The organism is Achromobacter spanius, assembly GCF_002812705.1.
Classification (GTDB): domain Bacteria; phylum Pseudomonadota; class Gammaproteobacteria; order Burkholderiales; family Burkholderiaceae_B; genus Achromobacter; species Achromobacter spanius.
The window spans coordinates 5,754,043-5,777,184 of record NZ_CP025030.1 but is presented as its reverse complement, the minus strand read 5'-3'; the positions used below and the strand labels follow the sequence as shown (position 1 = coordinate 5,777,184).

Sequence of the window (23,142 nt, the reverse complement as noted above, 5' to 3'; positions counted from 1 at the left end):
TTATATGGCCGACGGGGCGATGCACAGGCGGGAAATCAGCGCTAATTTCGTGCCGGATTTCAATGCGCTCGCGGGGGGGCTCAGGCAGGGAGGCCATAGAAATTTATAATGCCCGGCTAACCGGACTATCGTACATGCCTGAATCATCCCGCCCGCGGGCGCCCAAAGCGGCTTCCCCGGGGGCCAACGACGCGTCGGCCGCCCCGGCCGAGGCCACTCGCGCGCCCCGCCGGCCCGCGCGCCCGGCGCAAGCCGAACGCCCCGACCGCCCGGAGCGGCCTGAGCGTGCTGACCGCCCCGAGCGCACCGAGCGCCCGCCGCGTGCAGAGCGCCCCGAGCGCCCGATTCCCGTCGTGGCCTATCCCGAAGACCTGCCCGTCAGCGCGCGGCGGCAGGAAATCGCGCGTGCCATCGCCGGCCATCAGGTGGTGATCGTCAGCGGGGAAACGGGTTCGGGCAAAACCACGCAGTTGCCCAAGATCTGCCTGGAACTGGGCCGTGGCCGCCAGAAGATGATCGGCCATACCCAGCCGCGCCGCCTGGCCGCCACCTCGGTGGCCAAGCGCATCGCCGAAGAGCTGAACACGCCGATGGGCGAAGTGGTGGGCTACCAGGTGCGCTTTAACGACCGCACCGGCCCCAATGCGTCCATCAAGCTGATGACCGACGGCATTCTGCTGGCCGAGTCGCAGCGCGACCCGCTCTTGCGCCGCTACGACACCATCATCATCGACGAGGCGCACGAGCGCAGCCTGAACATCGATTTCCTGCTGGGCTACCTGAAGCAATTGCTGCCGCGTCGCCCGGACCTGAAACTGATCATCACGTCGGCCACCATCGACGCGGACCGTTTTGCCAAGCACTTCGCGGCATCGGAAGACAAGCCCGCGCCGGTCATCGAGGTGTCGGGCCGCCTTTATCCCGTGGAAGTGCGCTACCGCCCCGTGCGCGAAGAACTGGCCGAGGACGCCGCCGCGCCCGCCGCCAAGCCGGGCCGCGACCGCGAACGCATGTCGGGCGACGAAGAACGCGACCTGATCGACGCCATCGTCGACGCCGTGGATGAGTGCGCCCGCCATGGCCCCGGCGACGTGCTGGTGTTCCTGCCCGGCGAACGCGAAATCCGCGAGTCCGCCGAAGCGCTGCGCAAGCGTCATCCGGCCGGCACCGAAGTGCTGCCGCTGTACGCGCGCCTGTCGCAGGCCGAGCAGGAACAGATCTTCCACCCGCGCACCAATGCGCGGCGCATCGTGCTGGCCACCAACGTGGCCGAAACCTCGCTGACGGTGCCCGGCATCCGCTTCGTGGTCGATAGCGGGTTGGCGCGCATCAAGCGCTATTCGTGGCGCAACAAGGTCGAGCAACTGCGCATCGAGCCGATCAGCCGTGCGTCGGCCAACCAGCGCGCGGGCCGTTGCGGCCGCGTGGGCCCGGGCGTGTGCATCCGGCTCTACGACGAACTCGACTTCAACAACCGCGCGGCGTTCACCGACCCCGAAGTGCTGCGTTCGTCGCTGGCGTCCGTCATCCTGCGGATGAAGTCGCTGAAGCTGGACGACATCGAGCAGTTCCCCTTCGTCGAGGCTCCGCCGGGTCGCGCGGTGGCCGACGGTTATCACCTGCTGCAAGAACTGGGCGCGATCGAGCTGGCGTCCGCCTCCGAAGACGAGGCCGAAGCCTCGCGCACCGGCGCGTCGTTCATCCTGACCGAAACGGGCCACGAACTGGCCAAGCTGCCGGTGGACCCGCGCATCGGCCGCATGATCCTGGCCGCGCGTGAACATCAATGCCTGGCCGAGATGCTGATCATCGCCTCGGCCCTGTCGGTGCAGGATGCGCGCGACCGCCCCATGCAAGAGCGCGAAGCTGCCGAAGCCGCGCACGCCAAGTTCGCCGACGAAAAATCGGAATTCATTTCCTTCCTGAAGCTGTGGCGCTGGTATGGCGAACAGGTTCAGCACAAGGCGTCGCAGCGCAAGCTGGTGAACCTCTTGCGGCAGAATTTCCTGTCGCCCATCCGGCTACGCGAATGGCACGACGTGCACACGCAACTGGCGGCGCTGGTGGGCGAGCAGGGCTGGCGCGTCAACCAGGCGGAAGCCACGTACGAGCAACTGCACCTGGCGCTGCTGTCGGGCCTCTTGGGCAATATCGGTTTCAAGAGCGACGAAGGCGGCCATTACCAGGGCGCGCGCGAAATCCGTTTCCACATCCATCCGGGCTCGCGCCTGGTGAAGAAGGCGGGCCGCTGGATCATGGCGGCCGAACTGGTCGACACCACGCGCCTGTATGCCCGCTGCGTGGCGCGCATCGACCCCGTGTGGCTGGAAAAAGTGGGCGCGCACCTGATCCGCAAGAACTGGTCGGACCCGCGTTGGGAAAAGAAGGCCGGGCAGGTCGTGGCCAACGAGCGCGCCACGCTGTATGGGCTGACGATCTACACAGGACGGCGCATCCATTACGGCCGCGTCAACCCGACGCAAGCGCGCGAACTCTTCATCCGCCAGGCGCTTGTGCCGGGCGAGATCGACACGCGCCTGCCGTTCGTGGCGCACAACCGCAAGCTGATTGCCGGCATCGAAAAGCTGGAGCATCAGACGCGCCGCCCCGACATCCTGGTGGACGACGAACTGATCTTCGCCTTCTACGACCGCCAGCTTCCGGCCGATATCTCGCAGACGACCTCGCTGGAAAAGTGGGTGTCCGGCCTGGACAAGGCCGCGGCCGCCAAGCTGATGCTGACGCGCGACGAGCTGATGCGCCACGAAGCCGCCGGCGTCACCACCGATGTCTTTCCAAAAAAGGTGGAATGGCAAGGCGTGACGATGGCGCTGGACTACCACTTCGAGCCCGGTTCCCCGCGCGACGGCGTGACCCTGTCGGTGCCGCTGTTTGCGCTGAACCAGATTGACCCGGACCGCTGCGAGTGGCTGGTGCCCGGGATGCTGAAGGAAAAAGTGCACTTGCTGTTGAAGTCGCTGCCGCAAAAGCTGCGCCGCCATTGCGTGCCGCTGCCCGACTACGCGGCCGGTTTTTACGACCGCTGGTTTGAACGGCAGGCCGATCCGCAACAAGGCCTGGTTGACGCGATCATCGCCGACATGTGGGACCAGGTGCAGGTGCGCCCCGCCGTGGGTGACTTCAAGCTTGAGACCTTGCCCGCCCACCTGTTCATGAACTTCCGCGTGGTGGACGAGCACGGCCGCATGCTGGCCGCCGGGCGCAACCTGGCGCAATTGCGTGCGGAATTCGGCAAGCAGGCGCAGGCCACCTTCCAGCAACTGGCCGCCAGCGATACGCAGGTGGCCCAGGCGCTGGCGCACGAAAACCTGACGACGTGGTCGTTCGGCCCCTTGCCCGAAATCATGGAAATCAAGCGGCGCGGCCAATCGGTCATCGGCTATCCCGCTTTGGTGGACCGGGGCGCGCATTGCGACCTGGACGTGTTCGACGACCCGGACGAGGCGCGCAAGCATCATCGGGCGGGTCTGCTCAAGCTGTTCCGCCTGGGGCTGCGCGAGCAGGTCAAGTTCCTGGAAAAGAACCTGACGGACCTGACCAAGATCAGCATGCTGTACATGACGCTGGGTACGCAGGAAGAACTGCGCGACCAGATCATCGATTGCGCGCTGGGCCAGGCGTGCCTGGCCGAACCGTGGCCGGTGAACGAGCAGCAGTTCGACGCCCGCCGCGCCGAAGGCAAGGGGCGGCTGGGGCTGTTGGCGCAGGAAGTGGCCCGGCTGGCAGGCGCGGTGCTGACCGAGTACGCGGCCGTGCAACGCAAGCTGCCGCAAGCCAAGCCGCATGCCTCGGCCTATGCCGATCTGCAGCAGCAGTTAAGCGCGCTGATGCCCAAATGGTTCATCCGCGACACGCCGTATGCGCAGTTGTCCCATTACCCGCGCTACTTGAAGGCGGCCATTGCCCGCATCGATAAACTGCGCGCCGACCCGGCGCGCGACGCCAAGCTGGTGGCCGAGATGGCGCCGCTGCTGACGCAGTACCAGCGCGCCAGATCGGCATTGAAGGGCGCGCCGGACCCGCGTCTGGACGAATTCCGGTGGCTGCTTGAAGAACTGAGGGTGGCGTTGTTTGCGCAAGAACTGCGCACGCCGATGCCAGTTTCGGTGAAGCGGCTGATGAAAAGCTGGGAATCGATCAAGCGCTGAAGGTGGCTTGAACGGGCGGGTGGCACGTGCCATCCGCCCAATCACGATGTCTACCGTTCAGATGGCGATGAAGCCCACGACCACCAGCGCAATCAGGGCGAACTTGGTCACCTTGTAGGCCGTGCGGTTCCACGTCTTGAACGCCTTGCGCTTCTGGTCGATGACCCAGTGCGCGTGCGTCAGCCGGTTGATGGCGCCGGTTTGGTCGCCGCCGTCGTTGGGCGAACTGGCCGCCGACATCACCACGCGCCCGAACCAGCGGTTGAACGCTTCGGCCCAACGCCATTTCAGCGGACGCTCCACGTCGCAGAACAGGATGATGCGGTTCTGCTCCGAGTGGTTGTAGGCCTCGTGCACGTAGGTTTCGTCGAACACCACGCTTTCGCCATCACGCCAGCTATAGGATTCGCCGTCGACGATGATGTGGCAGCGGTCATCGTTGGGCGTCACCAGGCCCAGGTGGTAGCGCAGCGATCCGGCAAACGGGTCGCGGTGAGGATTCAACTGGCCGCCCGGGGGGAGTTCGGCGAACATCGCGGCCTTGACCTTGGGCAGCGTCTTCAGAATGGCGACGGTCTTGGGGCAGAGTTCTTCGGCGGAGGGGTGGCGGGCGTCATACCACTTCAGGTAGAACCGCTTCCAGCCATATTTGAAGAAAGAATTGAAGCCGATGTCGTTATGGGCGTCGGCGGCTCGGATCCGCTGCATTTCCGCCATTTGAACGGCTTCTTCGCGGATCGTCTCCCAGTTGTCGTCCAGCACCTTGAGTTCGGCGATTTCGCTGGTCGTCAGGTAGGGGGTGGACGGCACCCGCGAGGCCAACACCATGAAGGCGTTGACGGGGGCAAGCAGTACCGAGTGGTCCAGCAGTTGCCGGCCCAGCGGCAGTTTGACTCGGCCTCGGAAGTGCGCAAACAGGATGGCGGCCAGCCATATCCCGGGTATTAACCATTTCATACGTAAACGTCGTCCTGCGACAGATGGGTCAGATCGACCCTGTATTGTTACACAACGTCCCTGAAGTTCGCCTTACGATCCCCTTCAGCTTCCGTGTGGCGCCGATTTCAAAATTACGGACGCAGGGGCTTGGACCGTGATCCCTGGGTACAATTCCCGCTATGTCCGAAGCCGTAACAAACCCGACCCCCTTTGTGCATCTGCGTGTCCACTCCGAGTTTTCGGTGGTGGACGGTATTGTGCGCATTCCCGACCTGATCAAGCGCGTGGCCAAGCTGGGCCAGCCCGCCGTGGCGCTGACCGACCTGTCCAACCTTTTCGGCCTGATCAAGTTCTACAAAGGCGCACGCGGCGCGGGGGTCAAACCCATTGCCGGCTGTGATGTCTGGTTGAGCAATGATGATGACCCGTCCAAGCCGTTCCGCTTGCTGTTGCTGGTGCGCAACCATCAGGGCTATCTGAACCTGTGCGAGCTGCTGTCCAAGGCGTTCCTGACGAACCAGGGCAAGGGCCGCGCGGAGGTCCGTCGGGAATGGCTGCAAGGCCAGCAGGGCCTGATCGCACTGTCGGGCGGCCGCATGGGCGACGTCGGCCAGGCCCTGGACGCGGGCAACGCGGTGTCGGCGCTGGCGTTGGCGCGCCAATGGGCGCATCTGTTCCCAGGCAGCTACTACATTGAATTGCAGCGCGCCGGCATGGACGGCGACGAAGCCTACACGCAGGCCGCCATGCGGCTGGCGGGCGAAGCCGGCCTGCCGGTGGTGGCCACGCACCCCGTTCAATTCCTGGACGAATACGAATTTCAGGCGCACGAGGCCCGCGTCTGCATCGCCGAAGGCGAAATCCTGGCCAACCCGCGCCGCGTGCGCCGCTTCACCAAAGAGCAGTACCTGCTCAGTTCCGAGGAAATGGCGCGCCGCTTCGCCGACGTGCCCTCGGCGCTGGCCAACACGGTTGAAATCGCCAAGCGCTGCAACCTGAGCCTGGTGCTGGGCAAGCCGCGCCTGCCCAACTTCCCCACGCCCGACGGCGTAACGCTGGACGACTACCTGGTCCAGTTGTCGGAAGAGGGCCTGGAAAAGCGCATGGCGTTCCTGTTCCCGGACGCTGCCGAACGCGAATCCAAGCGCGAGCAGTACTACGAGCGCCTGCGCTGGGAATGCAAGACCATCATCCAGATGGGCTTCCCGGGCTACTTCCTGATCGTTCAGGACTTCATCAACTGGGGCAAGAACAACGGCGTGCCCGTGGGCCCGGGCCGGGGCTCGGGCGCGGGGTCGCTGGTGGCCTACGCGCTGGGCATCACCGACCTGGACCCCATCCGCTATGACTTGCTGTTCGAGCGCTTCCTGAACCCAGAACGGGTCTCCATGCCCGACTTCGATATCGATTTCTGCCAGGACAACCGCGAACGGGTCATCGACTACGTCAAGGAAAAGTACGGCCGCGCCGCCGTGAGCCAGATCGCCACCTTCGGCACGCTGGGCGCCAAGGCCGTGGTGCGTGACGCCGGCCGCGTGCTGGACATGCCCTATATGTTCTGCGACGGCCTGTCCAAGCTGATCCCGTTCAACCCGATGGACCCCTGGACGCTGGAACGCACCCTGAAGGACGAACCCGCCTTCAAGGACCGCTACGAACAGGAAGAAGAAGTGCGCGCGCTGGTCGACCTGGCCAAGCCGCTGGAAGGCCTGACCCGCAACATCGGCATGCACGCGGGCGGCGTGCTGATCGCGCCCGGCAAGCTGACGGATTTCTGCCCGCTGTATTGCCAGCCGGGTCAGGAAAACAGCGCGGTGTCGCAGTTCGACAAGGACGACGTCGAAGCCGCCGGCCTGGTCAAGTTCGACTTCCTGGGCCTGCGCAACCTGACCATCCTGGACTGGGCCGTGCGCTACGTGCGCCAGTTCAACGAGGACAAGCGCGACTTCGATGTCATGGCGCTTGAACTGGACGACCCGGCCGCCTACAAGATCCTGTGCGACGCCAACACCACTGCCGTGTTCCAGCTGGAATCGCGCGGCATGAAAGAGCTGCTGAAGAAGCTGCGGCCGAACACGTTCGAAGACATCATCGCCATGCTGGCCCTGTATCGTCCGGGGCCGCTGGAATCAGGCATGGTGGACGACTTCGTCAACCGCAAGCACGGCCGCGCCGCGGTGGACTATTTCCACAACGACCTGGAAAGCACGCTGAAGAGCACCTACGGGGTCATCGTCTACCAAGAACAGGTGATGCTGATCTCGCAGATCATCGGGGGCTATTCGCTGGGTGGCGCCGACCTGTTGCGCCGCGCCATGGGCAAGAAAAAGCCCGAAGAAATGGCCAAGCACCGCGAGTTGTTCGAACAGGGCGCCAAGGAAAAGGGCCACGACCCGGACCTGGCGGTCAAGCTGTTCGACCTGATGGAAAAGTTCGCGGGCTACGGCTTCAACAAGTCGCACTCGGCCGCCTACGCGCTGATTTCGTACCAGACCGCCTGGCTCAAGGCCTATCACCCCACCGAATTCCTGGCCGCCACCATGTCGTCCGATATGGACGACACGGACAAGGTGCAGATTTTCTGCCGCGATGCCCAGGACAACGGCGTTGAAGTGTTGCCGCCCGATGTCAATTTTTCGGGCTACCGCTTCGAACCGGTCAAGGACAAGTACACCGAAAAAGGCAAGCCGCCGCGCACCATGCGTTATGGCCTGGGCGCCGTCAAGGGCACGGGGCAGGGCGCGGTCGAAGACATTCTGCGCGCCCGCAAGGAAGGCGGCCCGTTCCTGAACCTGTTCGACTTCTGCCGCCGCGTGGGCAAGCAGGCGGTGAACCGCCGCACCATCGAGGCGCTGATCAAGGCGGGCGCGTTCGACACCATCGAGCCCAACCGCGCCGCGATGCTGGCGTCGGTGCCCACCGCCATGGAAGCTGCGGAACAGGCCGCGCGCAGCGCCAACCAGGCTTCGCTGTTCGGTGACGACAGTGGTGACGTCGTCGCGGGCGAACTGGCCAAGGTGGCGCCCTGGGACCTGCACAAGAAGCTGACGGAAGAAAAATCCGCGCTGGGCTACTACTACAGCGGCCACCTGTTCGACGCCTGGCGCGACGAAGTGCGCCGCATCGTGCCGATGCAGTTGGCGCGCGTGGAACCGCAGCGCGATCTGCAATGGATGTGCGGCGTGCTGGCCAGCGTGCGCGTCATGATGACGCGGCGCGGCAAGATGGTGTTTGCCGTGCTGGATGACGGCACCGCGCAGGTCGAGATCTCGGTGTTCAACGAGCTCTACGAAAAGCATCGCAACCGGTTGCGCGAAGACCAACTCGTCATCGTGCAGGGCAAGGTCAGCAATGACGACTACTCCGGCGGCATGCGCATCGTGGCCGAGCAACTGTACGACCTGCAACTGGCCCGCGAAGCGCGCGCCAAGTCGTTGCGCGTCAAGCTCAATGGCTCGGCCGACGCCGCCCGTTTGCGCCAGATGCTGAACCCGTTCCGGGCTGAACCCGAGAACGGCATTCCGGGCGTGCCCGTCGATATCGTCTACACCAAGAATAATTACCATTGCACCGTCCGGCTGGGCGAAGAGTGGCGCGTACGCATGGCCGACACGCTGCTGGAAAACCTGAATGCCTGGACCAAACCCGACGGAGTTGAGGTGACCTATTGATGCGAAGCCTGCGTATCGTCCATTCGGAAGCGGCCACCAGTTTCGGGGGCCAAGAGGGGCGGATCTTCAAGGAAATGACGGCCATGCGTGCGCGAGGCCACCATGTTGAAGCCATCTGCCAATCGCGGGCCTTGCTGGTCGAGCGCCTGACAGACGCCGGCTTCACGGTGCACAAGGTCGACATGGACGGCCCGGTGAATTACTTCAAGGGCGTGGCCACCGTCCGCCGGATATTGCGGGAAGGGCGCTTTGACGTGCTTAACACGCATAGCCGGCGCGACACGGTCATCGCGGGCATGAGCGGCCGCCTGGCCGGCACGCCGCTGATCGTGCGGACTCGTCATCTGTCGAACAAGGTCGGTTCGATGTGGTCCTACACCTGGCTGCCGCATCGCGTCACGGCCGTCAGCGAGCATGTGCGCAAATACCTGATCCAGCGCGGGGTGCCCGCCGACAAGGTGGCCACGGTCTATTCGCCGATCGTGCTGCCGGCGCCCGTCGAACGGTCGACCCTGCGCGACGAACTCGGCCTGACCGATGACGATGTCGTGGTGGGCTGTGTGGCCGTCATGCGCGCCACCAAGGGTCACAAGGACCTGATCGATGCGATGGTGCCGCTGATGGCTAGTCGGCCGAAGCTGCATCTGGTGTTTGTGGGGGGCGGCTCGCCGGTCTTTGAGCAAACGCAGGAATACGTGGCCACGCTGGGGCTGCAACAGCGCATCCACTTGATGGGCATGCGCCGCGATGTGCCCAATCTGTTGTCTGGGTTCGACGTGTTTGCGCTGGCCACACAGCAAGAAGCGTCGGGCACGGTCTATGTTGAAGCCCAGGCCAGCGGCCTGCCTGTGGTGGGCACCGACGTGGGGGGCGTATCCGAAATGTTCCGCAACGGCGACACGGGCATCTTGGTGCCGCCGAAGACCCCCCAGGCGCTGACCGATGCGCTGCAACGCCTGATCGACGACCCGGCGCTGCGCCGCCGCATGGGCGAAGCCGGCCGCAGGATGGTCTGGGAAGAAGCCGTGTTTTCGCCTGCCCGCCTGGCCGAAACCACCGAAGCCATCTACCTGAAGTGGCTGGCGGAACGCGCCGCATGAACGCGCCCAACGTCCCCGTGCTGATGTACCACCATGTCACCCCCGCGGGCGGCATGATCGCGGCGACGCCCGGGGTCTTCGACGCCCAGCTTGCGCGTCTGGCACGCGCGGGCTACCAGTCGCTGACGGCCACCCAGTTTGCCGGCTATCTGGCCGGCCAGCCCGTGCCCGAGCGTTCCGTGCTGATCACCTTCGACGACGGCTACTTGAATAACTGGGTGCACGCGCATCCGGCCCTGGCGCGCCATGGCATGCGCGCGGTGCTGTTCACCATCACGGGCTGGATCGGCGATGGCCCGGTGCGGCCGCACGCGGGGCAGGGCGGCGTGTTGCCAGCCACGCCCGACCACGACGCCTGCAAGCAGTTGGTGGCGTCGGGCCGCAGCGACGAGGCCATGCTGCGCTGGAGCGAGATCGAGGCCATGCAGGCCGCGGGCACCTTCGAATTCCATTCGCACACCCACACCCACACCCGCTGGGACAAGGTCTGCGGCCGCGACGTGGATGCCAAGCGCGCCCACATCGCGCAGGAACTGCACGATTCCCGCCAGGCCCTGGTGCAGCGCCTGGGTTCGGTCAGCGACCACCTCTGCTGGCCGCAGGGCTACTTCGACGCCGACTACGTGGCGGCCGCCCGGCAAGCCGGTTTTGCGCACCTGTACACGACCGACCCTTTCGGCCAGAACACGCCCGGCGCGGACCCCCAACACATCTATCGTTTCGCCGTGCGCAATCAGGGCGGAAGCTGGCTCAACCGGCGCATCTGGTTGTCGCGCGACCCCTTCTGGGGGCCTCGCTACCATGCCTGGAAAGCCTGGAAAAAGCGTCTTAGGAATCGCGGATGAAGCTATCAGTCATCATCATCACCAAGAACGAAGCGGCGAACATCGCCGCCTGCCTGAAGTCCGTATCCTTCGCCGACGAATTCATCGTGGTGGATTCTGGCAGCACCGACGGCACCGTCGAATTGGCCCAGGCCTTGGGCGCGCGCGTCGAGGTCACGGCCGACTGGCCCGGTTTCGGCCCGCAGAAAAATCGCGCATTGAACCTGGCGACGGGCGACTGGGTGTTGTCCATCGACGCCGACGAGCGCGTCACGCCCGAACTGGCGCGTGAAATCCAGGACGTCCTGGCCAACCCGCGCGCCGACGCGTACGAAATCGCCCGTCTGTCGAATTTCTGCGGCAAGGACATCCGCCACAGCGGCTGGTGGCCCGACTACGTGCTGCGCTTGTTCAAGCGCGGCACCGCGCGGTTCACCGACGCCGCCGTGCATGAGCGGGTCGTGCCCGCCCAGGGCCAGCCGCTGAAATTGCAGGGCTATTTCAACCACTATCCCTACGACAACCTGGACGCGCTGATCAACAAGGTCAATCGCTATTCCTCGGACGCGGCGGCCATGATGTACGCCAAGGGGCGCCGCACGTCGGTGTTTGGCGCGCTGGGCCACGGGTTCTGGACGTTTGTGCGCATCTACCTGATCCGGCGCGGGTTTCTCGATGGCAGGCATGGCCTGGTGCTGGCCGTGACCGCCGCCGCGGGCAGTTTTTTCCGCTATTCCAAGCTGATGTTCCTGGCCGAGAAGCAGAAGTGAAGATCCTCTACACGAACTTTCACGGCGGCAATGGTGGGGGGCACGTCACCTACATCATCAACCTGGCCCGCGCCCTGTCGCCCGACCACGACATCACCGTGGCCGCGCCCGCCACCAGCCGGCTGCACCGCTACGCGCGCGCGATTCCCGGCGTGACGGTGGTCGACATGCGCTACACGACGCGCCCGTCATCCTGGTTCAAGGACCGCGCCCAGTTAAACCGTCTGATCAAGACCGGCGGCTTCGACATCATCCACGCCAACGGCTCGGCCGACCACAAGCAGGTGATGCTGGCCACGCTGGGCATGGCGCGGCGCCCGCGCATTGTGTTCACCAAGCACAACGATCATCCGCTTACGAGCTTTGGCCACAAGCTGCGGGTGGCGCTGGCCACCGACCACGGCATCGCGGTCAGCGATTACATCCATGGTCTGATGCAGCGTTCGCCGTACCGCAAGCGCCCCATCACCACCATCCGCCACGGCATCGACACCAACTTCTTCGCGCCGCCGCCGCCGGAAAGCCTGGACAAGCTGCGCGCGCTGATCTTTGGCGCGGACTGGCAAGGCAAGCTGCTGCTGGGCAGCGCGGGCGGCACCGACTTCGACAAAGGCTGGCTGGACCTGGTGGCTGCCGTGGCGGCCTTGCCGCCGGCCGACAAGGCGCGCGTGCTGCTGATGGTGGCGGGCGACCCGCCCTCCGAGGCCAAGCTGGCGCGCGTGCGCGAACTGGGCATGATCGACCAGGTTCGCTTTCCCGGGCTGCTTGATGATGTGCGCGCGTCGCTTGCGTCCTGTCACGCAGGCTTCGTGCTGTCGTACCGTGAAGCCCTGTCGTTTGCCTGCCGTGAAATCATGGCCCTGGGCTTGCCGGCGCTGGTGACCAATGCGGGCGGCCTGCCGGAAAACGTGACGGACGGCGTGGACGGCTGGATCGTGCCGGTGCGGGACGTGGCCGCCATGACGGACAAGCTGCGTTTCATGCTGGACCATCCCGACGCGGTTCGCGAGATGGGCGCGCGTGCGCGTGAAACCAGCCTGCGCGATTTCAATCTGGCGCGTTTCGCGGCCGCCACATTGGATGTCTATCAGCGTACGCTGGATGGACGTCGGGCTCTATAATCCCGCCTTATGTCTATTCCAATTCTCATGTACCACCAGATCGGCGAACCCAATCCCAAGGGCACGCCTTTTCGTGGGCTGACCGTGCACCCCGACAGCTTTGCCCGGCAGATGCGCTGGATGCGCCGGCTGGGCTATCGCGGCCTGTCGATGCGTGACGTCATGCCGTATGTGCGTGGCGAACGGCAAGGCAAGGTGTTCGGCCTGACTTTTGACGACGGGTATCGCAACGTGCATCACAACGCGATGCCCGTTCTGAGCGAGCTTGGATTCACCGCCACCAACTATTTCGTTGCGCGCCAATTCGACGGCGGCAACGTCTGGGACACGCACAAAGGCATTCCGTTTTCCGCCTTGATGACGGTGGGCGAAATGCGCGAATGGGCGCAGGCCGGCAACGAAGTCGGTTCGCACACGCTGGACCACGTCCATTTGCCCGAAATGTCGCCCGACGAAGCGCGTCGCCAGATAGTGGAATCCAAGAACGAACTGGAACAGGTGCTGGGCGCGCCGGTTACCGCATTTTGTTATCCCTACGGCGATCACGGCCCGGAGCACCGCGTGATGGCGCGCGAAGCGGGCTATGACAACGCCACGCTGACGCAGCGCGGCCTGGCCGCCGCGTCCGACGATCCCTTCGGCCTGCCTCGGGTGACGGTGGCGCGTTCCACCAACATCATCCGATTTCTGCAGAAGTGCCTGACCCGGTATGAAGACACCCGCCGGCGCCGTTGAGCGGCGGCTCCGCATCGCGTTGCTGGTGGACCGCTTCGGTAACCGCTTCGGCGGCGCCGAAGCCTACGGCGTGGAACTGATGCGGGTGCTGGGCCAGCGCCACGATGTGTCCGTCGTTGCGCGTGACTTCGATAGCGATCTGCCGTTTCGCTTTCTGCCCGTTCGCTTTCCCGCTTGGCTGCCAAGCTGGATGCGCGTGCTGTTTTTCGCCTGGCGCGCCGACCGCCTGACACGCGGCCGCTTCGACATCGTGCATTCGCACATGAACGGCTGGGCGGGCGAAATTCAAGTCATGCACGTGACGCCGGTGCGTTACAACCGCGTTGCGCGCGTCAACCTGCTACAGCGCATCAATTCGTGGCTGAGTCCGCGCCTGGCCACCTATCTGCTGCTGGAAAAACTGCGCGTGCGGCGTGCGCCCGCCCGCCGCGTCGTGGCCGTGTCCGGCCTGATCATGGACCAGTTGCATCGCAGCTATGGTCCGGACTTGCAGGTGGATATCATCGCGCCGGGGGTCAAACTGCCCTCGGCCGACGTGGCCACAAGGCGTGATGCGATCCGTGCCCGCCTGGGCTGGGATGCTGGCACGATCGGCTGCCTGCTGGTGGCGCGCAACCCGCTGCGCAAAGGGCTGCCCGCGCTGCTGGACGCCCTGGCGCAACTGCCCGTCCATTACAAGTTGCTGGTCGTGGGGGCCGACGAGCCCACTCGGGACCGGGTCCGCGCGGCGGATGGCGTCGCGCACCGCGTCACGCTGGTCGATCCGACGCCGGACGTGGCCCCGTATTTCAGCGCGGCGGACATCTACGCGCACCCCACGCTGAATGACAGCTACGGCATGGCGCCGCTTGAAGCGATGTCGCACGGCCTGCCGGTGGTGGTCAGCTCGCCCGCTTACTGCGGCTTTGCGCAATACCTGTCGGCGGGTAAAGACGCGCTGATCCTGCAAGACCCGCGCGATGGCGCTCAACTGGCCCAGGCGCTGGAGCGGCTGGGCTCTGACCCGGAACTGCGGGCGGCGCTGATTGCGCGAGGGCTTGAGATTGCTCGCGACCAAAGCTGGGAAACGGTGGCTTCACGGTACGAAGCGCTGTATGAAAGGGTGCTTCAAGCGCGGCAAGGCGGGTAAGTGGGTTGTGTAGGGTGACCGGCCCCGGCCCCAGCCGCGCTGGCCTCAATGCGCCGGCGCCGTCGCGCGCTCTAAATCGCCCAGCCACTGGATCGCATGTTCCCGGTTTTGGCCGCACATCTCTTGCTGGGGTTGCAGTCCGCCGCAGAAGGCCGGGCGGGAAGGCTGGCCGAAGATGGCGCAGCGCATGTCGGGAAGCAGCTGGATACAGGGCACGCCCGCGGGCTTGCCTTGCGGCATGCCGGGAATGGGCTGGGTGATGGACGGGGCAATGCAGCAGGCGCCGCAACCCGCCCGGCAATCCAGCGCCAAGGCCGTCAGGCTCATACCCATCCGCGCAGCCAGTACACGAACAGGCCGGCGTATTCCTTGATGATGGAGCGGCTGGCGTCAAACGTACGCTGGTCTGGCAGCCAAAGCTGCAATGACCCATCCGCCGGTGCCACGATCTGCGGCGGGGCAGGCGCGGCGATGGCTTCCACGCCTTGCTTGGAAAAGGCCGCCATGGCGCGCGGCATGTGCAGCGCTGAGGTCACCAGCAGCACTTTGCCGATGCCGCGCGCCTTGAGCTTGTCTTCGGTCAAGGCCGCATTTTCATAGGTCGTGCGGCTGGAGTTTTCCAGGATCAGCGCGCTTTCGGGCACCCCTTGCTGGCGGATGGCGTGCGCCATGCCACGGGCTTCGGACACATCGCCTTCCAGTGCGCCGCCCGACAGCAGCACCTTGGGCGCGCGTCCGGCCAGGTAGAGCTGGGCCGCCGTGTCGATGCGGACGACGGCGGTCTCCTTGTCATAAGGCAGGAACCAGTTGGCGCGGCCATTGGCGGTGTTGCCGCCCAGTACCACAATGGCGTCGGCTGTGGGCGAATCCGCGGGCGGCAGGTGCGGATAGCGGGTTTCCAGCGCGCCGCCCAACCACAGGGACGTCACCGGCAGCGACCACGCCAAGGCCCAGAGCAGGCCAGCAGCGATGAGGGCACCGCCCGTCTTGCGCAACCTGAACAGGCCCAGCACCAGGCCGATAACGACCAAAGTCACGCACAAGTTGAAAGGAATGATCAGATTTGCGAGATAGCTGGAAAAGGTCATGTGAAAACAGTCCTGATTACTTCGTCCCGTCCAGCAGGGTTGTCGCCTGCTGTTCAACTTCTTCGACGGTGGGCCATGCGTGCTCGGATCCGACGCAGACGGCCCGAGGCGACCACGGGCCGGTCCGACCCGGCCGGGTCACGCCAAACAGCGCCAGTTCGCGGGCCGATGCCGCCGCGGCAACGTGGGATACCCCGGAATCGTTGCACACCACCAACGCCGCCCGTGCCGTCAGCGCGGCAAACGCGCCCAGCGGCAAAGGGGGTAGCAATTGCGCCGTGGGTGCATTGCGCCGCGCCTCGTCGGTTTCGGCCGGAGGGGGGCACATTACCACGGTATGGCCACGGGCCTGCAAGGCGCGCGTCAGTGTATCGAATCCTGGCCAGACCTTGATCTTGCCCTTGTGCAGCCCGGTGGCGGTGGGGGCAATCAGTACAAACCGCTGCGCGCTCAGGCCGGCAGCCTGCAGCGCCTGGTCGGCGGCATCCTGGTGCGCCGCCGTCAGTGGCAGGTCAAGCGTGGGGCCGGGCTGCGCCGGGCCGCTGGGCAGGCCCCAGCGGGTCAGGGCCTCGCGAGTCAGATGGTGCCAGGACTGCACGGCGTGCAAGGTCTCGTCCGGTTTGGCCACGGGCCAGCGCAGCAGGAAGCTGCGGCCGTCGTCCCGATAACCGGCGCAGGGCAGGCCCGCCAGCCGGAAAACCAGCGCGCTGGACAGCGAGTCCGGCAGCAACAGGCCTCGGGCGCGGCGGCCCAGCGCGCCCAGGCCGCGGCGGTGGGAGCTGACGGCGGCCCGATCGGGGCCGACCTTGCCGCGCATGGGGACGAAATCATGCTTGGGGACCCCGTCCAGCAGGTCGCGGGCCCAGGGCCTTGCGCAGATTACCAAGGGCAGGCCGCTGGCTTCCAACGCCCGCAGGCTGGGCAGGCTCATGCAAACATCGCCCACCCAATTGGGTAACCGGACGTAGATACAGCGGATATCGGACATGGGTGGGTGAAGAGGCAAATTAGTCTTATTAGGGGTGGGGCGGCTCAGCGCGGCGGCGCGTAGCCAGTACAATCCTGGGCACAATTGTATAAAAGCGAGTGCTCCCTTTGAATTCTGCCGCACGCAACACACCCGCGGATTCCACTCCCGTCAAGTCCGAACTCTGGAACCGGATCTACAGCCGGGTGGGCGCCTATTGGAAGGGCTTGTTGCTGGCCGTCCTGCTGATGGCGGGCGCGGCGGCAACGCAACCTGTTCTGGCCGTCATTATGAAGCCCTTGCTGGACGGCGGCTTTTCCGGGGCCAAACCCTATTATGTCTGGGCCTTGCCGTTGGCGGTGGTGGGCCTGATCCTGCTGCGCGGCATTTGTAACTTCTTCAGCGACTACTTGCTGGCTTGGGTGGCCAACAACGTCCTGCTGGGCATGCGCCGCGACATGTTCGAGCGCCTGCTGGGCTTGCCCGATGAGGACTTCAAGCGCGGCGACACCGGCCGCCTGCTCAACCGCTTCACCATCGACGCCGGCAACGTCACCGGCTACGCCACCGATGTCATCACGGTGCTGGTGCGCGAAACCCTGGTCGTCATCGCGCTGATCTGCGTGCTGCTCTATATGTCATGGGTGCTGACGCTGATCATCCTGATCATGCTGCCCGTGTCGGTGCTGATCTCGCGCTTTTTCATCAAGCGCCTGCGTCGCATCAACCGCGACACCGTCAACATGAACGCCGAGCTGACCCGCGTGGTCGGTGAAGGCATCGACGGCCAGCGCGTCATCAAGCTGTTCGACGGCTATGAAGTCGAACGCGGCCGCTTCGATTTCGTCAGCCGCCGCCTGCGCCGGTTCGCCATGCGTACCGCCACGGCGGACGCGGCCCTGACGCCGCTGACCCAGGTCTGCATCTCGATTTCTGTGGGCGCGGTCATCGCCGTCGCTCTCAGCCAGGCCAATAGCGGGTCGTTGACGGTGGGCAGCTTTGCCTCGTTCATGGCCGCGCTGGCGCAAATTTTCGACCCCATCAAGCGCCTGACCAACGTGGCGGCCCGCATGCAGAAAATGCTGGTGTCCGCGGAAAGCGTTTTCACGTTGATCGACCAGACACCCGAAATCGACACCGGCACCAAGGAACTGGCCGAGCCGGTACGCGGCAAGGTGGAATTCCGCAACGTCAAACATCGCTTTCCCGATGCCGACCGCGATACCGTCAACGACATTTCGTTCACCGTGGAGCCGGGCCAGACGGTTGCCCTGGTAGGCCGATCGGGCAGCGGCAAGACCACGCTGGTCAACATGCTGCCGCGCTTTGTGCTGGCCGATAGCGGGACCATCCTGGTGGACGACACGCCCGTCAACGACCTCACGCTGCGCAGCCTGCGTTCGCATTTGTCCCTGGTCAGCCAGGACGTGGTGCTGTTCGACGACACCATCGCGGCCAACGTGGGCTACGGCGCGCTGGGCAAGTCCAGCGAACAAAAGGTGCGCGACGCCCTGGCGGCGGCTAACCTGCTGGAATTCGTGGAAGGCTTGCCGCAAGGCATCAATACCCCGGTGGGCGAGAATGCCGCCCGCCTGTCGGGGGGGCAACGCCAACGCCTGGCGATCGCGCGCGCGCTGATCAAGAACGCGCCCATCCTGATTCTGGACGAAGCCACCTCCGCGCTGGACAACGAGTCCGAGCGCCAGGTGCAGGCCTCGCTGGAACGCTTGATGAAAGGCCGCACCACGCTTGTCATCGCCCACCGTCTGTCCACGGTCCAGAACGCCGACCGCATCATCGTGCTGGATGCCGGCAAGATCGTCGAACAGGGCCCTCATTCCGAGCTGCTGGCCGCCAATGGCCTGTACGCCTCGTTGTACAAAATGCAGTTCCGCGACGACTGATCCAGGACGCCATCGGCTTTTGCCGCAGCCAGGGCGCCAGGCCCGCCGTGTAACCAGGAGCGCCCTATGGCTCTGCCTATGGAAGGCAATCAACTCGTCAACGTGGTGGTCTTGTTGGGTGCGGCGGTTATCGCCGTTCCCATCTTCAAGCGCTTGGGGCTGGGGTCGGTATTGGGCTACCTGGCGGCCGGCTTGGCGATCGGCCCATTCGGCATCGGCTTCTTTTCCGATCCCAAATCCATCTTGCACGTCGCCGAGCTGGGCGTCGTCATGTTTCTCTTCATCATCGGGCTTGAAATGCAGCCGTCGCGGCTGTGGAAGCTGCGGGGCGAAATCTTCGGGCTGGGCCTGGCGCAGGTGGCGGTCTGCGGCGGCTTGTTGACGGTAGTCGGCCTGTTGGCGGGCCTGTCGGGGCCGGCGGCCTTCATGGCGGCGATGGGGTTTGTGTTGTCGTCCACGGCCATCGTGATGCAAATCCTGGGCGAACGCGACGACAGCACCAGCGCGCAAGGCCAGCGGATTGTCTCCATCCTGCTGCTGGAAGACCTGGCCATCGTGCCCTTGCTGGCCCTGGTCGCCTTGCTGGCGCCCGCGGGCGGCGGCGCCGAACATGGCAACCCCTGGATGCAGTCGGCCATTGCCGTGGGATGCATCCTGGCCTTGCTGGCAGCCGGACGCTGGTTGCTGAACCCCTTGTTCCGCCTGCTGGCCGCCGCGCACGCCCGCGAGGTCATGACCGCCGCCGCGCTGTTGGTGGTGCTGGGGGCGGCCTTGCTGATGGAACTGGGCGGCCTGTCCATGGCCATGGGGGCATTCCTGGCCGGCGTGCTGTTGTCTGAATCCACCTTCCGCCATCAGTTGGAAGCCGAAGTCGAGCCGTTTCGCGGGATATTGCTGGGTCTGTTTTTCCTGGGCGTGGGCATGTCGCTGGACGTGTCGGCGGTGGTTCGCGAATGGCCCTTGATCCTGGCGGCCGTGGTCGCATTCATGCTCGTGAAGGCCGTGGGCGTGTATGCGGTGGCGCGCTTGCTGCGCGCCTCGCACGCTGAAGCCGTGACGCGGGCCGCGTTGCTGGTGCAGGGCGGCGAATTCGCTTTCGTGCTTTATGGCGCGGCGGCCACGGCGGGCATTTTCGACGCACACACGGGCGCCGTCCTGACGGCTGTCGTCATTATTTCGATGGCGCTGACTCCCTTGGGCGTGCTGTCGCTGCGGTGGCTCCTGCCCAAACCCGAGCAATCGATGGACGGCGTGGATGTCGCCCAGGATCTGGACGGATGCGCCCTGATCGTCGGATTCGGCCGTTTCGGCCAGATCGTCAGCCAGGCGATGCTGGCCCGGGGTTTGACGGTGTCCATCCTGGATACCGATACCGACGCCATTCGGGCCGCCGCCAAATGGGGCGTGAAGGTGTACTACGGCGACGGCACCCGCATCGACATGCTGCGCACGGCAGGCGCCGAACATGCCTGCGCCATCCTGATCTGTATCGACGACCCTCAGGCCGTGAACCACATGGTCAAGCTGATCAAGTCTGAATTCCCGCTGGTCCGGGTCGTTGTGCGGGCCTATGACCGGATCCATTCGCTGGCGCTCGCCAAGGAAGGGGTCGATTATCAAATCCGGGAAACGTTGGAGTCCGCCCTGCTGTTCGGCGGAGCCGCGTTGCGCGCCATCGGCGTGCCCGCGGACGAAGCGGAAGAGGTGGTAGAGGACGTGCGCCGGCGCGACGCCGAGCGTTTCGACCTGGAAGTCGCCGGCGGGCTGTTTGCCGGCCGGTCACTCATGTACGGCAATATGACCGGTCCGGCAGACGGTAAAAACGACAAACCCGACCGCGAAGCCGCCCCGGCTGATCTGACCCCGCTCGTGTAACGCTGTATATCTCTATATTTGCATTACTTTACGTATCATTTCACGCGCGGAATCAACGGACTGCGGTAGATTGGATCGCACTGACCCTTCGTCCATGAAGGGCTTTTGCCAGGGGGCTGCCATGCTGCATTCGGACCGGAGTTTCACGACACCGCACGCTGTAGGAGTTGAGCTTGCCCGACGCCAGGCTTTGGCGTTGCGGTGCGGTTTTTCAGCTGACGTCATGCGTCAGTTGCTGTCCCTGGCGGGCAGCGCGGCGCCTGCCTGGGCAATCAGCGCCCAGCGCGAAACGGACAAGGTTCGGGGCGTGCGCGCCTTTCCTTTCCGCATCGGCGCCACGGCAGCGCCTTAGCCGCCTCGCCGGGCCGGCGCGCCCGGCATGCCAACGGATCGTCCACGCTTTGCATTTCCGGTATCTTCCCGTGCGCGCGCGCAACCTTGCGCCGCGCGCCAGGCAGCGGCATTATCTCGCTGGATACCATCCGGATGTAAGCCCCGACACCCCGAACGGCATCGCCAAGGAGCGCCGGTTTGACGTCTCGCAGGTTTGTGCATCGCGCCCTGTACGCGCTGGCCGGACTCGTGGCCATTGGCATCTGTCTGGCGGCGGTCGCATTACTGTGGATCGATCGCCAGGCGACCTGGGTAGCGGCCCACAAGTCAGCACGTAATATCACCGGGGTGCTGGCAGCCGATATCGGCCGCACGCTGCATGTGTACGACTTATCCCTGCAAGGCGTGGTGGAGCGGCTGCGCGAGCCGGGCATCGACCATGTCAATCGCCCCACGCTGCAACGCTTTCTTTTCGACCGCTCGTCCACGGCGGGATACCTGGGTTCCATCCTGGTATTGGATGAGGCGGGAAACATTCGATATGACTCGACCTCGATCGATCCTCCGGCCGTAAATTTTTCCGACCGCGATTTTTTCCAGGTCCATCGCGACGCGCCTGATGTCGGCCTATACGTCAGCCGCCCCTATGTCAGCGTGCTGCGCCCGGGTGATGAAAGCATCGCGATCAGTCGCCGCATCTTTCATCCGGACGGCAGCTTTGCAGGCGTGGTCAATGGTTCATTGCGGCTGGCTTATTTCCGCGATCGCTTTGCCGAACTGTCTATCGGCAAGCACGACGCGATCACGATCTACCGCAATGATGGCGTGGTAATCGCGCGCATTCCGTATTCGGTGGACGACTTTCAGCGCAATGCCGAGGGCTCGCTGGCGTTCCAGCAATTCCTGATCCGCCGCGAGAGCACGTTCGTGGGCGCATGGTCGTCTGATGGCTTCAACCGCCTTCACACCTTTGACAGCATCGATAGGACGCCGCTGGTGATCGACGTGGCGCAGGACGTCGACGACGTGCTGGCGCCGTGGGTGCGGCGCGCGGTATTGGTTGTGCCGGTTACCTTGGCGCTGTTCTTGTCGGTGATGGCGCAGATCGTGCTTTTCCGACGCGAAATGCGCTTGCGCGAGGCCTTTGAACAGCAACTGGAAGCGCGCGCGCAAACGGATGGATTGACCGGTATTGCCAACCGGCGCACCTTCGACGAGGCGCTCGAACGCGAGTGGGCGGCGGCGGCACGGGAGGCCGCGCCGCTCTCGCTACTGTTCCTGGATGCGGACCACTTCAAACGCTACAACGACCGCTATGGCCATCAAGAAGGCGACGAACTGTTGAAGTTGCTGGCCCAGACGCAGATGCAAAAGGCCCGCCGCCCGCGCGACCTGGCAGCGCGCTATGGGGGCGAAGAGTTCGTCGTGTTGTTGCCCGGCACCGATAACCGGCAGGCAACGGCCATCGCGGAAGCCATACGCAGCACCATCGAGGCGTTGCGCGTCCCGCATGAGGGTAACGACGGTGGCGTTGTCACGGTCAGCATCGGGGTTGCCACCGCGATGCCCACCGCGGACCAGGCTTCTTCGCGCTTGGTCGAAGCCGCTGATGGCGCGGTCTATCGGGCCAAGAAAGCCGGGCGCAACCAAGTCGCCGCGGCGTGATGGCGCGCAGGCTTATCGGCCCAGCATCAAGGCCTGCATGCGCGTCTGCGCCTGCTGCATGTTTTTCGCCTGATCATTCAGGTCTTGCAGCAACTTGTTCAGCTCGGCCTGCACGGCGGGGTCCTTCACCTTGATGGTCGCGCCCGAGATTTCAATCTGCGCCTTGTGGGCTTCAACGTAGTCGGCAACCTTCAAGCCGCTGTCAAAGGTGGCGTTCAGTTCCGGCAGCACGTCGCGCAAGGTATCGGCGGGCAGGCTCACCGTCTTTTCGTAGGCCTTGTCGTACACGGCCTTCAGCTCCGCGGGCTGCTTGAGCTGCGCATGCGCGGCGTCGGCCTTGGCTTGCTGTTCTTTCAAGGCCGCGCCCATGTCAGTCAGCGACTGTTGAACGCTCTTCAGGTCGTCGCGGCGCGCCACGATGTCGTTCAAAGAACGCATCGAGCCTTTCTGCATGACGCTCGACAAAGGCTTGATCGATGCTTCCATGCCGGCGTTGAAGTCGGTGATCACGGCGTAGTGCGACGTGTAATCGCCAAACGACTTCGCTTCCTCATCCGTCAGCTTCGGCACGCGCACGCCGGGCTTGTCGACGATGCGGGTCTGCAAGTACTGCGTGAACGCGGCACGTTGCTCGGGCTCCTTGTCGCCGCAAGCGGCCAGCACCAGCGGCAACGCCGCAACCAGCAGCAGGAACGGACGGAATAGGGACTTCATTGCATGAACCTCCGAAAGCATGAAAAAGGGCGCTTCAGGGTAAACCCTGTTAAAGCGCCCGCGAGATTATCGGCTACTTTTCCCCACCGCCATTCGTTTCAAACTTGTTTTCAAACGAATCGTTAAGACACACAATCT

17 protein-coding genes are annotated in these 23,142 nt (G+C 64.7%); 12 read left to right on the top strand and 5 right to left on the bottom strand.

Going from position 1 to position 23,142, the window contains the following annotated elements:
* Nucleotides 1-134: 134 nt before the first annotated feature.
* Nucleotides 135-4,169, top strand: coding sequence for an ATP-dependent RNA helicase HrpA (gene hrpA / locus CVS48_RS26180; protein ID WP_100857003.1), 4,035 nt, complete (start codon nt 135-137; stop codon nt 4,167-4,169).
* A gap of 57 nt (nt 4,170-4,226) precedes the next feature.
* Here the strand turns inward: hrpA and lpxO are convergent, their stop codons facing one another.
* Nucleotides 4,227-5,126 carry a lipid A hydroxylase LpxO gene (gene lpxO, locus CVS48_RS26175; protein ID WP_100857002.1) on the bottom strand — a complete coding sequence of 300 codons (900 nt, stop codon included), beginning with the start codon at nt 5,124-5,126 and terminating at the stop codon, nt 4,227-4,229.
* Between the two features lie 161 nt (nt 5,127-5,287).
* Between lpxO and dnaE the strand changes: the two genes are divergently transcribed.
* From dnaE to CVS48_RS26140, 7 genes are read left to right on the top strand one after another with little or no spacing between them, the layout of a single operon-like run.
* Complete coding sequence (gene dnaE, locus CVS48_RS26170; protein WP_100857001.1) at nt 5,288-8,779, top strand: DNA polymerase III subunit alpha; 3,492 nt, start codon at nt 5,288-5,290, stop codon at nt 8,777-8,779.
* Nucleotides 8,779-9,879, top strand: a complete 1,101-nt coding sequence (locus CVS48_RS26165) for a glycosyltransferase family 4 protein (RefSeq protein WP_100857000.1) — start codon at nt 8,779-8,781, stop codon at nt 9,877-9,879. The genes dnaE and CVS48_RS26165 overlap by 1 nt, the downstream gene beginning before the upstream one ends.
* Nucleotides 9,876-10,724 carry a polysaccharide deacetylase family protein gene (locus tag CVS48_RS26160; RefSeq protein WP_100856999.1) on the top strand — a complete coding sequence of 283 codons (849 nt, stop codon included), beginning with the start codon at nt 9,876-9,878 and terminating at the stop codon, nt 10,722-10,724. Before CVS48_RS26165 ends, CVS48_RS26160 begins: the two co-directional genes overlap by 4 nt.
* Entirely contained in the window at nt 10,721-11,473 is a 753-nt protein-coding gene (locus CVS48_RS26155) for a glycosyltransferase family 2 protein (RefSeq protein WP_100856998.1), read from the top strand. Before CVS48_RS26160 ends, CVS48_RS26155 begins: the two co-directional genes overlap by 4 nt.
* Entirely contained in the window at nt 11,470-12,594 is a 1,125-nt protein-coding gene (locus CVS48_RS26150) for a glycosyltransferase (RefSeq protein ID WP_100856997.1), read from the top strand. The genes CVS48_RS26155 and CVS48_RS26150 overlap by 4 nt, the downstream gene beginning before the upstream one ends.
* A gap of 9 nt (nt 12,595-12,603) precedes the next feature.
* Nucleotides 12,604-13,329, top strand: coding sequence for a polysaccharide deacetylase family protein (locus CVS48_RS26145; protein WP_100856996.1), 726 nt, complete (start codon nt 12,604-12,606; stop codon nt 13,327-13,329).
* On the top strand, nt 13,304-14,458 hold the full coding sequence (locus CVS48_RS26140) for a glycosyltransferase family 4 protein (RefSeq protein WP_100856995.1): 1,155 nt from the start codon (nt 13,304-13,306) through the stop codon (nt 14,456-14,458). The genes CVS48_RS26145 and CVS48_RS26140 overlap by 26 nt, the downstream gene beginning before the upstream one ends.
* A gap of 45 nt (nt 14,459-14,503) precedes the next feature.
* On the opposite strand, the gene CVS48_RS26135 is transcribed toward CVS48_RS26140, so the two are convergent.
* Genes CVS48_RS26135 through CVS48_RS26125 form a run of 3 tightly spaced genes read right to left on the bottom strand, consistent with a single transcriptional unit; the run spans nt 14,504 to nt 16,534 of the window.
* Nucleotides 14,504-14,785: a YkgJ family cysteine cluster protein gene (locus tag CVS48_RS26135; protein ID WP_419191424.1), complete on the bottom strand. Its 282-nt coding sequence runs from the start codon at nt 14,783-14,785 to the stop codon at nt 14,504-14,506.
* Nucleotides 14,782-15,546 carry a YdcF family protein gene (locus CVS48_RS26130; RefSeq protein ID WP_100856993.1) on the bottom strand — a complete coding sequence of 255 codons (765 nt, stop codon included), beginning with the start codon at nt 15,544-15,546 and terminating at the stop codon, nt 14,782-14,784. The genes CVS48_RS26135 and CVS48_RS26130 overlap by 4 nt, the downstream gene beginning before the upstream one ends.
* A gap of 16 nt (nt 15,547-15,562) precedes the next feature.
* Nucleotides 15,563-16,534 (bottom strand): glycosyltransferase family 9 protein, encoded by a 972-nt coding sequence (locus CVS48_RS26125; protein WP_100856992.1) that lies wholly within the window; start codon nt 16,532-16,534, stop codon nt 15,563-15,565.
* Nucleotides 16,535-16,641: 107 nt separating this feature from the next.
* Here CVS48_RS26125 and msbA point away from each other — a divergent pair, with 107 nt between their 5' ends.
* The 4 genes from msbA to CVS48_RS26105 all read left to right on the top strand — a co-directional run bounded on the left by msbA (nt 16,642) and on the right by CVS48_RS26105 (nt 22,290).
* Nucleotides 16,642-18,417, top strand: a complete 1,776-nt coding sequence (gene msbA / locus CVS48_RS26120) for a lipid A export permease/ATP-binding protein MsbA (protein ID WP_100856991.1) — start codon at nt 16,642-16,644, stop codon at nt 18,415-18,417.
* Between the two features lie 66 nt (nt 18,418-18,483).
* Nucleotides 18,484-20,292, top strand: a complete 1,809-nt coding sequence (locus tag CVS48_RS26115; RefSeq protein WP_100856990.1) for a monovalent cation:proton antiporter-2 (CPA2) family protein — start codon at nt 18,484-18,486, stop codon at nt 20,290-20,292.
* Between the two features lie 223 nt (nt 20,293-20,515).
* Nucleotides 20,516-20,644, top strand: a complete 129-nt coding sequence (locus CVS48_RS29810; RefSeq protein ID WP_272868270.1) for a hypothetical protein — start codon at nt 20,516-20,518, stop codon at nt 20,642-20,644.
* Between the two features lie 179 nt (nt 20,645-20,823).
* A complete protein-coding gene (locus CVS48_RS26105) occupies nt 20,824-22,290 on the top strand; it encodes a sensor domain-containing diguanylate cyclase (protein WP_100856989.1) in 1,467 nt (488 codons plus the stop codon).
* Between the two features lie 12 nt (nt 22,291-22,302).
* On the opposite strand, the gene CVS48_RS26100 is transcribed toward CVS48_RS26105, so the two are convergent.
* Nucleotides 22,303-23,004, bottom strand: a complete 702-nt coding sequence (locus tag CVS48_RS26100) for a DUF3053 domain-containing protein (protein WP_100856988.1) — start codon at nt 23,002-23,004, stop codon at nt 22,303-22,305.
* Nucleotides 23,005-23,142 lie beyond the last annotated feature (138 nt).

What these genes read in the sequence shown, in the direction of transcription:
- hrpA (WP_100857003.1), top strand. Translation starts at nt 135, where the DNA reads ATGCCTGAATCATCCCGCCCGCGGGCGCCCAAAGCGGCTTCCCCGGGG.
- lpxO (WP_100857002.1), bottom strand. Translation starts at nt 5,126, where the DNA reads ATGAAATGGTTAATACCCGGGATATGGCTGGCCGCCATCCTGTTTGCG.
- dnaE (WP_100857001.1), top strand. Translation starts at nt 5,288, where the DNA reads ATGTCCGAAGCCGTAACAAACCCGACCCCCTTTGTGCATCTGCGTGTC.
- CVS48_RS26165 (WP_100857000.1), top strand. Translation starts at nt 8,779, where the DNA reads ATGCGAAGCCTGCGTATCGTCCATTCGGAAGCGGCCACCAGTTTCGGG.
- CVS48_RS26160 (WP_100856999.1), top strand. Translation starts at nt 9,876, where the DNA reads ATGAACGCGCCCAACGTCCCCGTGCTGATGTACCACCATGTCACCCCC.
- CVS48_RS26155 (WP_100856998.1), top strand. Translation starts at nt 10,721, where the DNA reads ATGAAGCTATCAGTCATCATCATCACCAAGAACGAAGCGGCGAACATC.
- CVS48_RS26145 (WP_100856996.1), top strand. Translation starts at nt 12,604, where the DNA reads ATGTCTATTCCAATTCTCATGTACCACCAGATCGGCGAACCCAATCCC.
- CVS48_RS26140 (WP_100856995.1), top strand. Translation starts at nt 13,304, where the DNA reads ATGAAGACACCCGCCGGCGCCGTTGAGCGGCGGCTCCGCATCGCGTTG.
- CVS48_RS26135 (WP_419191424.1), bottom strand. Translation starts at nt 14,785, where the DNA reads ATGAGCCTGACGGCCTTGGCGCTGGATTGCCGGGCGGGTTGCGGCGCC.
- CVS48_RS26130 (WP_100856993.1), bottom strand. Translation starts at nt 15,546, where the DNA reads ATGACCTTTTCCAGCTATCTCGCAAATCTGATCATTCCTTTCAACTTG.
- CVS48_RS26125 (WP_100856992.1), bottom strand. Translation starts at nt 16,534, where the DNA reads ATGTCCGATATCCGCTGTATCTACGTCCGGTTACCCAATTGGGTGGGC.
- CVS48_RS26115 (WP_100856990.1), top strand. Translation starts at nt 18,484, where the DNA reads ATGGCTCTGCCTATGGAAGGCAATCAACTCGTCAACGTGGTGGTCTTG.
- CVS48_RS29810 (WP_272868270.1), top strand. Translation starts at nt 20,516, where the DNA reads ATGCGTCAGTTGCTGTCCCTGGCGGGCAGCGCGGCGCCTGCCTGGGCA.
- CVS48_RS26100 (WP_100856988.1), bottom strand. Translation starts at nt 23,004, where the DNA reads ATGAAGTCCCTATTCCGTCCGTTCCTGCTGCTGGTTGCGGCGTTGCCG.